Source organism: Leclercia barmai, from assembly GCF_049312895.1.
In the GTDB taxonomy this organism is placed as follows: Bacteria; Pseudomonadota; Gammaproteobacteria; order Enterobacterales; family Enterobacteriaceae; genus Enterobacter; species Enterobacter barmai.
Genome location: NZ_JBMNWZ010000001.1, coordinates 77,800 through 91,523, shown reverse-complemented (window position 1 = coordinate 91,523; position 13,724 = coordinate 77,800). Strand labels below are relative to the sequence as shown.

General features: G+C 54.4%; 13 protein-coding genes. 6 read left to right on the top strand and 7 right to left on the bottom strand.

The features are described 5' to 3' along the window. Nucleotides 1–78 precede the first annotated feature (78 nt). Nucleotides 79–1,461 carry an MFS transporter gene (locus tag ACOYA6_RS00395; RefSeq protein WP_422653824.1) on the top strand — a complete coding sequence of 461 codons (1,383 nt, stop codon included), beginning with the start codon at nucleotides 79–81 and terminating at the stop codon, nucleotides 1,459–1,461. Between the two features lie 109 nt (nucleotides 1,462–1,570). Here ACOYA6_RS00395 and ACOYA6_RS00390 read toward each other — a convergent pair whose 3' ends face one another. Next, a complete protein-coding gene (locus tag ACOYA6_RS00390) occupies nucleotides 1,571–2,599 on the bottom strand; it encodes a GlxA family transcriptional regulator (RefSeq protein ID WP_422653823.1) in 1,029 nt (342 codons plus the stop codon). Further along, nucleotides 2,571–3,059: a MarR family winged helix-turn-helix transcriptional regulator gene (locus ACOYA6_RS00385; protein WP_422653822.1), complete on the bottom strand. Its 489-nt coding sequence runs from the start codon at nucleotides 3,057–3,059 to the stop codon at nucleotides 2,571–2,573. The genes ACOYA6_RS00390 and ACOYA6_RS00385 overlap by 29 nt, the downstream gene beginning before the upstream one ends. 96 nt (nucleotides 3,060–3,155) lie before the next feature. Between ACOYA6_RS00385 and ACOYA6_RS00380 the strand changes: the two genes are divergently transcribed. The 3 genes from ACOYA6_RS00380 (at nucleotide 3,156) to ACOYA6_RS00370 (ending at nucleotide 6,381) form a co-directional block, all read left to right on the top strand. Next, on the top strand, nucleotides 3,156–3,731 hold the full coding sequence (locus tag ACOYA6_RS00380) for a UbiX family flavin prenyltransferase (RefSeq protein WP_039031322.1): 576 nt from the start codon (nucleotides 3,156–3,158) through the stop codon (nucleotides 3,729–3,731). Nucleotides 3,732–3,741: 10 nt separating this feature from the next. Then, on the top strand, nucleotides 3,742–5,208 hold the full coding sequence (locus ACOYA6_RS00375) for a UbiD family decarboxylase (RefSeq protein ID WP_422653821.1): 1,467 nt from the start codon (nucleotides 3,742–3,744) through the stop codon (nucleotides 5,206–5,208). 150 nt (nucleotides 5,209–5,358) lie between these two features. Then, nucleotides 5,359–6,381 (top strand): hypothetical protein, encoded by a 1,023-nt coding sequence (locus ACOYA6_RS00370; RefSeq protein ID WP_422653820.1) that lies wholly within the window; start codon nucleotides 5,359–5,361, stop codon nucleotides 6,379–6,381. 50 nt (nucleotides 6,382–6,431) lie between these two features. Here ACOYA6_RS00370 and ACOYA6_RS00365 read toward each other — a convergent pair whose 3' ends face one another. Next, nucleotides 6,432–6,698 carry a type II toxin-antitoxin system HicB family antitoxin gene (locus ACOYA6_RS00365; RefSeq protein ID WP_052246227.1) on the bottom strand — a complete coding sequence of 89 codons (267 nt, stop codon included), beginning with the start codon at nucleotides 6,696–6,698 and terminating at the stop codon, nucleotides 6,432–6,434. A gap of 140 nt (nucleotides 6,699–6,838) precedes the next feature. After that, complete coding sequence (locus ACOYA6_RS00360) at nucleotides 6,839–7,711, bottom strand: AraC family transcriptional regulator (protein WP_039031319.1); 873 nt, start codon at nucleotides 7,709–7,711, stop codon at nucleotides 6,839–6,841. 203 nt (nucleotides 7,712–7,914) lie between these two features. On the opposite strand from ACOYA6_RS00360, the gene ACOYA6_RS00355 reads away from it, so the two are divergent. Continuing rightward, nucleotides 7,915–9,195 (top strand): oligosaccharide MFS transporter, encoded by a 1,281-nt coding sequence (locus tag ACOYA6_RS00355; RefSeq protein ID WP_422654493.1) that lies wholly within the window; start codon nucleotides 7,915–7,917, stop codon nucleotides 9,193–9,195. Between the two features lie 14 nt (nucleotides 9,196–9,209). Next, entirely contained in the window at nucleotides 9,210–10,415 is a 1,206-nt protein-coding gene (locus ACOYA6_RS00350) for a glycoside hydrolase family 88 protein (protein WP_422653819.1), read from the top strand. A gap of 118 nt (nucleotides 10,416–10,533) precedes the next feature. Here ACOYA6_RS00350 and ACOYA6_RS00345 read toward each other — a convergent pair whose 3' ends face one another. From ACOYA6_RS00345 to ACOYA6_RS00335, 3 genes are read right to left on the bottom strand one after another with little or no spacing between them, the layout of a single operon-like run. After that, nucleotides 10,534–11,379: an HNH endonuclease gene (locus tag ACOYA6_RS00345; protein ID WP_422653818.1), complete on the bottom strand. Its 846-nt coding sequence runs from the start codon at nucleotides 11,377–11,379 to the stop codon at nucleotides 10,534–10,536. After that, complete coding sequence (locus ACOYA6_RS00340; protein WP_422653817.1) at nucleotides 11,376–12,056, bottom strand: OmpA/MotB family protein; 681 nt, start codon at nucleotides 12,054–12,056, stop codon at nucleotides 11,376–11,378. Before ACOYA6_RS00340 ends, ACOYA6_RS00345 begins: the two co-directional genes overlap by 4 nt. A 7-nt stretch (nucleotides 12,057–12,063) precedes the next feature. Continuing rightward, entirely contained in the window at nucleotides 12,064–13,371 is a 1,308-nt protein-coding gene (locus tag ACOYA6_RS00335; protein WP_422653816.1) for a coiled-coil domain-containing protein, read from the bottom strand. Nucleotides 13,372–13,724: the final 353 nt, after the last annotated feature.

Here is a 13,724-nt window from a genome sequence, read left to right as displayed (position 1 = left end):
GAAACATTCATCGCTAATGATGTTTATTCTTGCTGTGACCCATTAATTCAACGATATCGGGGAAAGACAGGAGTTACCATGTCAAATACCGTTTCTGTTGAAGATGTACCACTCAACCGCTTTCATCGCCTGCTGACCGTGCGCTCCGGCGGTGGCTCCTTTGTTGATGGCTATGTGCTGAGCATTATCGGCATCGCCATGATGAAGGTCTCCCCGGCCCTGGGGCTGACCGCCTTCTGGGAGGGCCTGATTGCCGCCTCGGCGCTGATCGGCATCTTCTTTGGCGGCTTTATCGGTGGCGCCCTCACCGACCGACTGGGCAGACGGATGCTCTATTTCGTTGGCCCGACGCTGTTTGTGGTCTGCTCCGTGGCGCAGTATTGGGTGCAGAGCGGCGAGATGCTGTTTGCCCTGCGCTTTCTAAACGGTGTGGCGGTGGGCATTGAGTACCCGGTGGCGACCGCCTTCCTGGTGGAGTTTCTGCCGAAGAAAAACCGCGGGCCGTGCCTGGCGACGCTCACCATCCTGTGGTTTGCCGGTGCCGCCGCAGCCTACATGATCGGCGAAGCGCTGCTGCACTTTGGCGGCCCGGACGCCTGGCGTCTGACCCTGGCGAGCACTGCGGTCATTGGTGCGTTGCTGTTCCTGGTGCGTATGGGCACGCCGGAATCCCCTCGCTGGTTAATCAGCAAAGGCCGTCACGCTGAAGCCGAAGCGATCATTCGCAAGGTGTATGGCCCTGACTTTGGCCTGGACAATCTGCCGGAGCAGGCGGAAAGCAAAAACCTCTCCTTCTTCAACCTGCTGCACTCGGGTTACGGCAAACGCATGGCGTTCGTGACCATCTTCTGGACCTGCTCGGTGATCCCGGTCTTCGCGGTGTATGCCTTTGCGCCGAAAGTGCTGGATGCCCTGCACCTCAGCGGTAAGTGGGCCTCCTACGGTTCCGTTGCCATCACGTTGCTGTTCGTGGTCGGCTGCATTATCGCCACCCGGCTGGTAAATACCCTGGGACGCCGCAAGCTGCTGCTGCAAAGTTTCCTCTGGTCGGGGCTGGCGTTACTGCTGCTGGGCCTGATGCGTGACGGTCCGTCGATGATCATTCTGCTGATGTTTGGTGCTTACGCGCTGTTTATCGGCGGGGCTCAGGTGCTGCAGCTGGTCTACCCGAACGAGATCTTCCCGACGGAGATCCGCGCCGGTGCGGTGGGTGTGGGGACATCGCTGTCGCGCATTGGCGCAGCGGTCGGCACCTGGCTGGTGCCCGCCTCGCTGCAGAGTCTGGGGATTGGTACTACCATGTACATCGCCGCGGCGATCACCTTTGTGGGCTTAGCCGTCTCCTGGTGGCTGGCACCGGAAACCAACGCCCGCAGCCTGGCCGATGCGGCCTCGCTGGACGATGAGGCCTCGCAGAAAGCCCGCGTGCCGGGGCATATGGCGAAGCGTCATATGTTGTAGTGGTGCCGTCTGTTGTGCCGGGTGGCGCTGCGCTTACCCGGCCTACAAAATCACAACCAGCATCGGACATCCAGGCCCGTGCAAGCGCAGCGCCGCCGGGCGATGTCAGTTACTCCTTCACCAACTTTTCCACTTCCCGCCGCCGCTTTCTGAACGAGCTGGGCGTTTCACCGTACTGCTTGCGAAACCAGGCGATCAGGTGCGAGGCGTCGGCAAAGCCGGTGGCGGTGGCGATGGCGTTAATGCTGTTGCTGGAGTCGGCCATCAGCTTGCGCGCCTGCTCAAGGCGCATCCGCCGCCAGTACACCGCCGCCGAGTGGCCGGTACACTGGGTAAAGATCAGGTTGAGCTGGCGGAACGTCACCCCGGCAAAGTCTGCCACCTCCGCCAGCGGTACCGGCGAGTCGAGATGGTGCTTCATAAACTCAATCACCTTCGTAACCAGCGGGTTTTCGTAAACGTCAGGCTCGCTGAGCGACGCTTTGTGCTTCGTTTTCGGCGTGGGCACCTCATCCACCAGCAGATATTTCAGCACCTTTTGCGAGCGCACCAGCCCGCAGTGCTGGCGGATCAGATCGGCCGCCAGGTCAATGGCCGTCCCGCCCGGACAGGAGATAATCCCGCCGTCCTTGATGTAGGTTTTATCGATCACCGGGATGGCTTTGGGAAAGCGCAGCCGGAACTCGTCCCGGGTGGTGAAGTGGATGGCGCAGTGGCGACCGTCCAGCAGCCCGGCGTTACCGGCGACGAAGGCCCCGCTGCACAGGGTAATGATCGGGATATTGCGGGCATGCAGATCCCGCAGGGCCTGCAACAGCCATTCGGGGGACTGGCGGGTCTCTTCCAGCAGCCCGCCCGCCACCACGAAGTAGTCCCACTCTTTAGTGAAATCGAGCTTTGCGGTGGGTGACACAGGCAGGCCGCAGCTGGCGGTAATCGGCTGGTTATCGCAGGTCATCCACTCCCAGCGGCAGAAGATCTGCCGGCTGGAGAAGGACTCGTCCGCCGCAAAGCGCAGGGACTCTACCAGCCCCGCCACCGAGGCCAGCGTAAAGTGTTTCATCAGCAGAAAGCCGATCGTCAGATCGGGCTTGGGCTCAATGTGGCTGTCAGGCACTTTGGTTGGAGACATCGTCATCAGGCTCCTGCAATCCCCCCAGCTTGCTCAGCAGACGCTTCAGGTCAGCGATATCCTGGGTATTCAGACCAGCGGTAATCATCTTCTCGGCGCTTTTGGCCTGCTCAATCATCCGGGCCAGCATCGCCTCCCCCTCTGCCGTCATGGCAACCAGCTTGCGGCGGCGGTTGGCGGGATCGGTCTCTACCGTTAATAGCCCGCTTTTGGTCATCCGGTCGATCACGTAGGTGCCGGTCGCTTTATCAAACCCGGCGCGACTCCCCAGCGTTTGCTGGTCGCAGGTGGTTTCTTCCGCCAGCACTACCAGTATGGCGTACTGCACGGCAGATAACCCGGTATCGACGCACTGCGACCAGCAGGTGGTCGAGTGCTGCCCTGCGCGGCGCATCAGGTGCATTAGTGAACAATCGCCGTGCGGCCACAGGGGCGCGGCAAGGATTAAGTCGCGATTTTCTGCCATCGACTCTCTTGACTCCTGAAAACGACAAACATATAGTTCGAGCACAAACAGTTTGAACTCAAACTATACATGAAAGAATACATTCAGAGAACCCGCATGAAGCTTGTTGTAGGCATGACTGGCGCTACTGGCGCTGCAATTGGCGTTCGTTTACTGGCCGCGCTGAAAGATCTGGATGTCGAAACGCATCTGGTCATCTCTAAGTGGGCGCGCGCCACCATTCAACTGGAAACGCCCTACAGTGTACAGGAGGTTATTGCGCTCGCCTCAAAGACTTACAGTGAGCACGATCAGGCGGCGGCGATCTCCAGCGGCTCCTTTCGCGTCGACGGTATGATCGTGGTGCCGTGCAGCATGAAAACTCTCGCCGCCATCCGCTGCGGCTACGGCGATGGCCTGATTGCCCGCGCCGCCGACGTGACGCTGAAAGAGCAGCGCAAGCTGGTGCTGGTGCCGCGCGAATCGCCCCTCAACGCCATCCATCTGGAAAACATGCTCGCCCTGACCCGCGCAGGGGCCATGATGCTGCCTCCGATGCCCGCCTTCTATAACAACCCCACCAGCACTGACGACATCATCAACCACTTTGTGTCGCGCATTCTGGATCAGTTCGGCCTGGATAACGCTTTAACGAAACGCTGGGGTGAATCTCACTCCGCTCCCACGGCTTAAGGAGAGCCTGATGAACTATTACGGTGATTTACGCAGTTATATCGATGCCCTCGACGCCATGGGCGACATCATGCACGTGATCCGGGAAGTGGACGGTGATTTTGAACCAAGCGCCATTACCCGCCGCAGCTATGAGATCCAGTCCCCTGCCCCGCTGTTCCATAAGGTGGCTGGCGTGGCGCCCGGTTTCCGCCTGTTCGGTGCCCCGGCCAGCCTCTCCTCCCGCAAGGAGATGCCCTATGCCCGGGTGGCGATGTCGCTCGGTCTGGCGCCGGAGTCCACCGGGCCGCAGATCGTCGAAGCGCTGTCGGCGGCGCGTCATAAGCCCGGCATTCCTCCGGTGCGCGTGGCCTCCGCTGACGCCCTCTGTCATCAGAATATCCTGCGCGGTGAAGAGGCGAACCTCGATAGCTTCCCGATCCCCTTTGCCCACGACAAGGACGGCGGTCGCTACGCCAATACCTGGGGGACGCTGATCGTCAAAACGCCGGACGGCAAATGGGTGAACTGGTCCATCGCCCGCGTGATGAAGGTGGACGGCAAGCGGATGGTGGGGCTGATTGTGCCGAGCCAGCATATCGGCCAGATCTGGACCGAATGGGTCAAGCTCGGCCAGCCGATGCCTTACGCGCTGGTGCAGGGCCCGGCCCCGGCGATCTCGTGCGTGTCCGGTATTCCGATCCCGGCCCACGCGGATGAAGCGGACTACATCGGTACCCTGGCAGGCGAGCCGGTGCCGGTGGTGAAAACGGTTAGTATCGATCTGGACGTGCCTGCCACGGCAGAGATCGTGATTGAGGGCCACGTCTCCATCAATCGCGATTGCCAGGAAGGCCCCTACGGCGAGTACGGCGGCTACCTTGGGGAAGGCTCCTCGGCCCAGCCGACCTTCCACGTTGAGACCATCACCCACCGGGACGATCCCATCTGGCCGATGTCGATTACCGGCCGCCCGACCGACGAGTCGCACACCCTGTGGGCGATGGGGCTGGCCGCCGATGCCCTGACGTATCTGCGTGAAGCAGAGCTGCCGATTACCACCGCCTGGATCCCGGAGGACTCTACCGTCCACTGGCTGCTGGTGGTGGTGCCGCAGAACTGGCGCGAGCAGCTGCCGGGCGTCACCAGCGAAGCTCTGGCGCAACGTATCGGCGAGGTGCTGTTTAACACCGACGCGATGGTGTTTATCCCGAAGGTCTACGTGGTGGACGATGATTTTGACCCGACAAACCTGCGTGAAGTGGTATGGGTCCTCTCAACCCGCGTACACCCGGTTGGCCGCCGCGTGGTGTTTGACAATCAGCGGGTGATCCGCCTGCCGCAGTGCTACGAAGAAGCGGAGTACGTGACAGGAAAAGGGGCAAAAGTGGTGTTTGATACGCTGCAATCCACCCGCCATCTGCATGCCTCGTTTGAGCAGGGGTATCCGGAAGCGGTAAGCCAGCGCGTGCTGGAGAACTGGCCGACGGAAGGGTAATGGCTGTGCCTGCCTGGGGGTAAAACAGGCAGGCTTTCATTGGCTGACAATAAAGATCACATTCCTCATATAACAGATAGAAAGAAAAAGATAATCCCGGTACTCTTCTCAAATACACACCAGCTATATAATTTTCACCCGGGATGAATAATGAATGATTTAATCTTTATTGTAGATGAAGAGACGTATGATGATTTTTCAACCAAAGAGATTATTACCACGTTAATTACCGATGGCGAAGAAATAGAACTTGAGAACTCTACAAAAAAAGGCAAAACGTTTATAGCGCCTAAAAACAAATCTGAAGCAGAAACAGAACAAAAAGAGAAAGGCTTTCTGAATTACCAGAATGCGGGTATTGCCATGGCCGTCGCAGCACGACTGCTTCCATTGCCTGTCGCGGTTCTCGTCAATGCGGCTCCAGCGGCGTTTTCCCTGTATCAACTTCTGAGTAAGAAAGATGAAAAGGATGTTCCGGTTGATACGCTTAAGCACTCTGCGCATGCGTTTGATAAATATATGAAGCGCATCAGTATGACACCAACAATTGCATCAGATCATGGTTATCGTTTTCAACCTGGACACCCGCAAATAAACCTGGCGTATATTAAACACCCTCTGTCGAAGCCCGGCTCAGAAAAAGAGCCCTACTATATTCTCAGTGACACGCTGGATGACATCCTGCTGCAGGAACGCGAAACGGAGATGATAAAAGTATTTGTCAGCCTGGGGGCAACAAAAATAGAAATACGTAAAGAGACGAAATCACGGGCATCCGATCAGATTAAGGCAAAAGTAAAAGCCAGTACCGCTGTCGCTTCAGTCGAAGCGGGATTAAAAATGGAATCCGACGCTTCAGATACCGGCACCGATGTTCGCGTCATCAGATTAGCGGGTCGGGAGTGGAAAAAAGGGATGGTTCTCGAAAGAAAGCAGTTTAACTGGTTAGACTTTGAACCTTCCTGGGAAGCCATTGTGTTTGCCAGAGAGGTAGGCGGCTGTGTGAGTGCCGAACTGGAACTTAAAAAGCTGAGCGTATTCTCATCCAACAAAGAAGCCCGCTTCGGAATGGGGATCAAAACCCTCAAGGGTACAGCGAACGCCAGTATCGATCTGAGCCAGGAGCAGGACGAGAGTTACAGCGTGTATGTGGAGTTTAATGAGCCGGTGTAGATAACCCCCTGTGGATCAGTTGCCCCTGAATGTCAGGGGCAATGGCAGGATCAATGCAGAATGGCTTTCAGCCGTTTCAGCGCCATCAAAGGCCGCAGGGATCGCTGCTGGAAGGGTTGTACACCGGTGATATTGCAGGTGTTGAGATAGCTATCCAGCGCATCCCGGGCGGCGATCTTCAGCTCCTGCACATCTCGCGCCATAAAGCGCGCTTCACTTCTGGTATTCAGAAACACACCACGGAACATATCAATCACCGGATCGTAGGTCACCAGGGCTTTATGTCCGTCGATAAAAAGGGTATTTGAGCGGCTCATCCTTGAGAATTATCCTAATCAACATAACTGGTATGGATATTACGCTCCATAAATCAAATTAAAAAGCAGTTTTGAAAGTAAAAAAATTTTTGATGATGGTCGATAAACTTTACGGATCCTGAGGGGATTTACCATGGCGGTCATGCCTCATCGTGCTCCTGACGTGCATCCGGAGCCAGATGCTGCTTGCGGTACTGTAATGGCGTCTGCCCAATCCGCTTTTTAAAGCAGGTAATGAAATACGTCATCTCGGTAAACCCCACCTTTTCGGCAATCCCGTTGATACTTAACGGCGACATACGCAATAGATCACAGCTTTTCTTGATGCGCCGGGTGAGCAGGTATTCGTGAATGCTGCCGCCGGTTTGTTGACGGAAGATTCGCGACGTGTAGCTGCGCGACAGGCCGATAGCGCTGGCCAGATCGTCCAGGGAAAACTTCTCCTGATAATGATCTTCCACCCACTGCATGATCTGCGCCGCCACGCTATGTTGTTGCTGAACGGGCGTCTGCGGCTGTGCGGGCAGAAAGGCCATTATCTGCATCACCAGAAACGCCACCTCGCTGGCTTCCGTTTGATTGCCGCTGCCCTGCCCGCAATACCGATCCAGAATGCACCCCATCATCTGGGCGTGTTCGCTGAGATCGTACACCTGCGCAGGCACGTTGCTGTCGGCCAGGGCGGCAAACTGCGCCTGATGGCGGGGGAAATCCCGCAGGGCAGCAATCACCGACGATTGCTCAATATGCATGGTGGTGCGGTAGTAGCGATTACTGTCGCTCGCTTCGACGTGCACCTTGTGCAGCCGGAAAGGCGGAAAGATAAACAGCCGTCCGGGCCGCGCGGTGTAATGGCGGTTATCGACCACCACAATGCCGTAGCCTTCTGAGACATACAGAAATTCAACGCACTGGTGCCAGTGGTAATACATGGCGCTGGAGCCGCGCGGACGATAGAGCGCCATGACGTCGTCATTTAGCGCGATGCGCTCCATTAATTGTCGTTCCTGCATTTTTCCTCACAGCAACAGAATTAAGTTTTTAGGCCATGATTTATAAAATATTGCCGTGTACGGGCTTAAATCCAACTTTCTTTAAATAACGGATAGTTTTTGTGAAGTGGCTCACTCGGAGAAAAGCGGAAAATCCACCAGGATTCGCTCACCGTGTGCCCGCCACACGCAATAAAATAAATGAGTAATCTGGAGAGATAATGATGACGCTATCCTCATCCGTTCGTACCGCACAAATAAAAATGAGTGGTTTTATTTTTCTCTATTTTTTTACCTGGTCATCGAGCTTTGGTTTATATGCCTTATGGCTGAGCCAGAAAGTGGGATTAGACAGCATCACCATTGGCAGCGTATTTGCGATTAACGGTGCCTTTGCGGTGATCCTTAAACCGGTTTACGGCTACATCATGGATAAAATAGGCATGAGCAAGTGGTTGCTCTATTTTGTCTGCGTCATCTCGGCTCTGATGGCACCGTTTTTTGTCACGGTCTACCAGCCGCTACTGTTAACCCACACCACGATCGGCATTATCGTCGGCGCGTTCTGGCTGAGCCTCGGCTGGTATGCCGGCGTCGCGGCGGCGGAGTCCTACGCGGATCGCTTTAGTCGTCTGTATAGCCTGGAGTTTGGCCGGATTCGCATGTGGGGATCATTAGGCTGGGCGCTGGCAGCGTCGGTCTCCGGCGTGCTGTTTAACATCACCCCGCTGGCGAACTTTCTTGTCAGCAGCGGGACCTCCGTGGTGATGCTGCTGGTGCTGATGAGCCTGAAAATAGGCGACGAACAGCTGCGTAATAACAACGTCATTGCCGACAACCGCATTGTCTTTGCCGATGTGATTTCGCTCCTGAAGAACCAGAAGTTCTGGATGTTCAGCCTCTATGTGGCCGGGGTGGCGTGGATGATGTTTGTCGCCGAGCAGCAGTTCCCGCGCTACTTCGTCTCCTTCTTCGAGACGAAACAGCAGGGCAACGCGTGGTACGGCTATCTGGGTACCCTGCAGGCCGGGATCGAATTCCTGATGATGATGTTTATCCCCGCGCTGGTGAACCATTACGGCGCCAAAAAAGGGCTGTTGCTGTGCGGCCTGGTAGTGGGGATCCGCCTGATTGCCTCGGGGCTGACCTCCGATCCGCTGATGATCTCGATTATCAAGCCGCTGTATGGCGTGGAAATTGCCTTGCTGCTGATTTCGGTTTTCAAATACATCGCCGAGCATTTCCATAAAAAAGTGAATGCCACCATGTATCTGCTGGGCTATCAGGCGATGGTCTACGTCGGCTCCGTGGTGGTGGCACCGCCTGCGGGCTACCTGTATGAGACAATCGGCTTTGAGCACACCTACCTGATGATGGGCAGCTGCGCCCTGCTGTTTACCCTGATTTCCGCCTTTACCCTTTCGCCCTGCAAGTCTCAACGTGGCCTGACCGACACCTTTTCCCCTGAACTGAAACCTACCCCGGTCGAGCCGGTAAAACACTAATCTGAGGACAAAATATGATTCGTTCTGCTGTCACTGCAAATGTCGTGACCGAGTCACTGCGCCCTGTGGAACTGCATCAGGTCGATCGCCTGCAGCTGCGCCGCAAGCTGGATGAGGCGATAACCCGCATCACGCCTAAGCTGGACAAAACGATGGCCCTGATGGGAGATAAATTCCCTAACGAAGCCTGCGAAGGGGGAAAATGGACTCCTTCAGACAATACGCAATGGACCACCAGCTTCTGGACCGGTCAGCTGTGGCTGGCCTGGGAGTTGACCGGGGAGGATAAATACCGCCAGGCGGCGGAGCGCTATCTGCCCTCTTTCGCCTCGCGACTGGCGCAGCGCATTGAAACGGCCACCCACGATCTGGGGTTTCTCTACTCCCTCTCCTGCGTTAACGCCTGGCGCTTAACGGGGAATGATACTGCCCGCCGGGTCGCGCTTAAGGCGGCCGATATCCTGATGGAGCGCTACAACCCGGTGGCGAAAATTATCCAGGCCTGGGGCGACCTGAACGATCCGGCGCAGCAGGGACGGATGATCATCGACTGCAATATGAACCTGCCGCTTCTGTACTGGGCCAGCGAGCAGACCGGCGAAGCGCGCTACGCCGAAGCCGCAGCGGCTCATGCGCAGCAGGCGGCAAAATACATCGTCCGCCCGGACGCCTCGACCTTCCACACCTTTTACATGGACGTGACGACCGGCGAGCCGCGTTTTGGTGATACCCATCAGGGCTACAGCAATACGTCATGCTGGTCGCGCGGCCAGGCATGGGCCATCTATGGGTTTATGCTCAGCTATCTCTACACCGGCGATAAGCCTCTGGTAGACCTGACCCGCAGCCTGGCGCACTACTTTATCAACCGCCTGCCGGAAGATGATGTCTGCCACTGGGATCTGGCCCTGCTGGGCACCGATGCCGTGCGCGACAGTTCGGCGGCAGCTATCGCCGCCTGCGGCCTGCTTGAGCTGGTTAACGCCTTGCCGGTGCTGGATGAACATCGGGCGCATTATGAGGAGATGGCGCTGCGGATCGTCCAGTCGCTGACCGAGAACTATCTGGCGGATGACGAGGATCCGTGTGAAGGATTGCTGAAGCATTCGGTGTATCACATGCCCGCCGGTATTGGCGTGGATGAGTGCTGTAGCTGGGGTGATTATTACTACCTCGAGCTGCTGACCCGGGTGCGTCAGACCTGGACGAAATACTGGTAACCAGGGTTATACAACAACCACTGCGGGGCGATCCTGACATAAAAGGATCCCCGCAGTCATGACAGTCCAAAAATCTTAGTCATTATTCAGGCCAAAGGCGTTCTGATGTCTCACGTAATTAGCGCTTGTAAGATGTTATGTAGAGTTTGTAATCAGGATGGGCCTTGAGATGCCCATGCTCAGGCTGTTTCGCATGGCAGGCAATACAAAGCGCTGCCAGGTTTTCATCTCTGTTGTCGTTCTTCAGGCCGTTTCTATGATGAACGTGGAGGAATCGGCCATCACCCGGTTGGAAAGTTTCTCGACATGATTCACATTGATAACCGCGTTTTAGTCTGATCGTTTTTGATAATTCAGCCCAGTTTTTGGGATAGTCATTCAGGGGTGCGGTAGCGGAAGTATATAAAGGCTTAGCCCGAATCAGATCACGGGGATACTCTTTGAAAAATTCGGGTAACGAAAAACCCTCAACCCTGTTCTGCCGCTCCATTCTTGACATGCCAGATATGCTAAAACCTTTCCAGTGGATCCTTTCGAGACAGTTCTGACATACGTTCAGTCTTACATGTTCAGATGTAACATTCCGGTCAATGATATTAACTTTAAATTCCCCGGAGGTTGTTTGTGCAACAACGTATCGGTCGAATCGGGAGTTTCTCTTCATTTTCTCAAGGGTTTGACAATAAGCCAGATGATATCTTGGCATCCTAATATCACCCGCAATAGTAGCGACATCCCGGATATGAAGCAGTCCCCTATAACCCCGATAGATTAATGTTCCATCCTCGTGGACGCTAATTTCATCGAGATCGATTTCGACGCCGCCGGTATTTAGTTGATCAACAATAGATATTTTAGAATCTACAGGAGCCAGCACAAAGTTATCCGTAAGCGGAGCCCCCATTTTCTTTCGTAAAGTATCCAGCGACGACCAGCTTAGAAAATCAGGTAACTTGAAACTCATTTTTTAGATAATTTCCCGGCTATGAGGTCCATCTTCTCGCTGGCATTAGTAACAATACGAAACTCCACGCGTTGGTTTGCCGCCTGGGATGACTCATTCGACAGAGGGTGGGAAGATGACAGCCCGTTTGCTGTCACATGCTGGACAAGCCATGTTTCTTCACTCTGCACTTTGGATAATGACATCAGGTACTCAAGCGCACTGCGAGTCCTTGCCTGAGAGAGCTCCATATTTTTGAAATAAGCCTGCTTTTCATTTGCAGCGCCACTCCAGAAAGTGCTTGTATGTCCTTCGATACGTATTTCCTTAACAGCATCCCGATACTTATCTGATGTCAGGAGAGCGATATAGCGAGGGAAAAACTCAGCAAGCACCTCCCTGAAACGAGGACGCAATTCTGAAGAGCCCGTGGCGAAAAGAACCGAGGGATCGTTAAAGCGAATGGTCATATCTCCCAGAATTTCTGCATTCCATTGCTTCAAATCCTTCGCAAATTCTTTCTGCAAAGCCATCTGCATATCTCGTTTCGTGACTTCATACTCTTTTACTACCAGCGTCGTCGTCTGCTCCACGCGCAGCATAAATGCAGCAGTCAGAAGCATGAATACCATCATTAAACCGGTCATAAGATCCGCGAGGGGTATCCAGTAAGACTGATTGCTCTGTTCTAAATTCATATTCTTCTCACGTCGCAGAAGCGATCCGTACAACTTCTCGCAGGCGTTCGGTCAGTGGTGTGTAATCAGCAACAAATTTCTCGGAAAGTGATGCAAGCTGTCGACCAAGCGTTTCGAGGCTTTTCGTCAGTTCTTCCTGCAATCCCGTATCAAGCGCAACAACACTTTGATGGATCTTGTCCACTGACTGCGTCAGCCCAGCATTGACTTCAGATTGAGACTGCCTGAGCGTCTCGGTTAAAAACTGTTTTATTTCTGAGGAGAAGGATTCTGCCTGGGAACCAAAGCCCTTAACGATATCACTGACCTCGTTTTGCAGCTTCGTGACCCCCTGCGTCATTGATGCCGTCATTTCATCAATTTTGCGTGAGAATTGAGGCGTTACCTCTTTCATTTGCGATAACACCTCACTCATGGCGCGCTGAGACTGAACGATATCCTCATATTGCACGCCAAGCTCCTCAAGCGTCTCGTCCAGAGCATCTGCGGTGCGGGCGAAACTGGCAGCCTGGCCGATAAAGGATGCCAGCCCCAGAGATGCCTCTTTAAGATCTTCTGCAGAGGATTTTTGCAAAGCCTGCAAAGTATCGAGTTCCTCCTTGTACTGCTGCTGCCAGATAACCAGCTTTTCAACACTCGCGTTCAGATGTTTAAAGTTTTCACCAAATTGCTCATTAATTTGCGCATTAAAATCGCTGATCACTTCCCTGAGTGCGTCGATAAGCGCTTTAGAGCCATCCTCGGCCATTTTCTGAGAAAACGTATCAAAGGCGCTGCGCAGGGCTCGTAATTCATCCCCCTGTTCCTGACGCATTAATTTAAGCTGAGTCAGGAGACTACTGTCTTCACTGCCAGCGAGGCTCTGCTGAAGCGCCTGAGTAGCGGCGACGACATCATCCAGACTCGCTGCCTTAGGCGTACCAGGTGTCTGTGGGATGGGCTGCTTCTGAAAATAGTGTCTTGCTCGAATAAGAAGTGACCCACCAACGCCGCTTAATGAAGCCAGAAAAGCTGTTTTCACCCCTTCCAGAAGGTGCGGTACGCTCTCTGCCACGTTGGTTGAATCAAAATGCAGTAACGAAGTGGCAATACCGGCAAAACAACCGAGAATCCCCACGGTAGTAAGTATTTCGGGGCCATGAGAAATGGCGAACCTGTCGAAGCGTATAAACGTGAAAAAGAAGGCCAGAGCCAGGTTAACAATCACGAAACAGTTAGTGATGGGATCTGACGTAATGGTGTTGAACGTGACGGATACTGCTGCATACGACATACACGGCATGAATAGCAGCAGAAATAAAAGTCTATTTTTCATCTTTATCAAGGAAGCGGGTTTTTGAATGCCATTAGCTGGCGGATAAGCGCCTGACGTTGCGTACAGGCGGTAAACAGCGGCACATCATACGCCCTAAGCGGGAAGGGTTTTAGTTTGTGTGGCCTTTGAATTATGCATGGACTGGATATATGTCAAAGAAAGCTTAAATATTGTGTTTAGCACGGTCCCAGCCCGACTTCCATTTCGTTCGTACTTATCTGGCCGCCTCATAACAGCATCCACGATTTAAGAATAATCCTGCTCACATCGCCGACTATGCTTAACGTTTAAAAAACAGACGACACAGTCGCACCCTCTTTCACTTTTATCCCCTTAAATACCGGAGGCCTGGC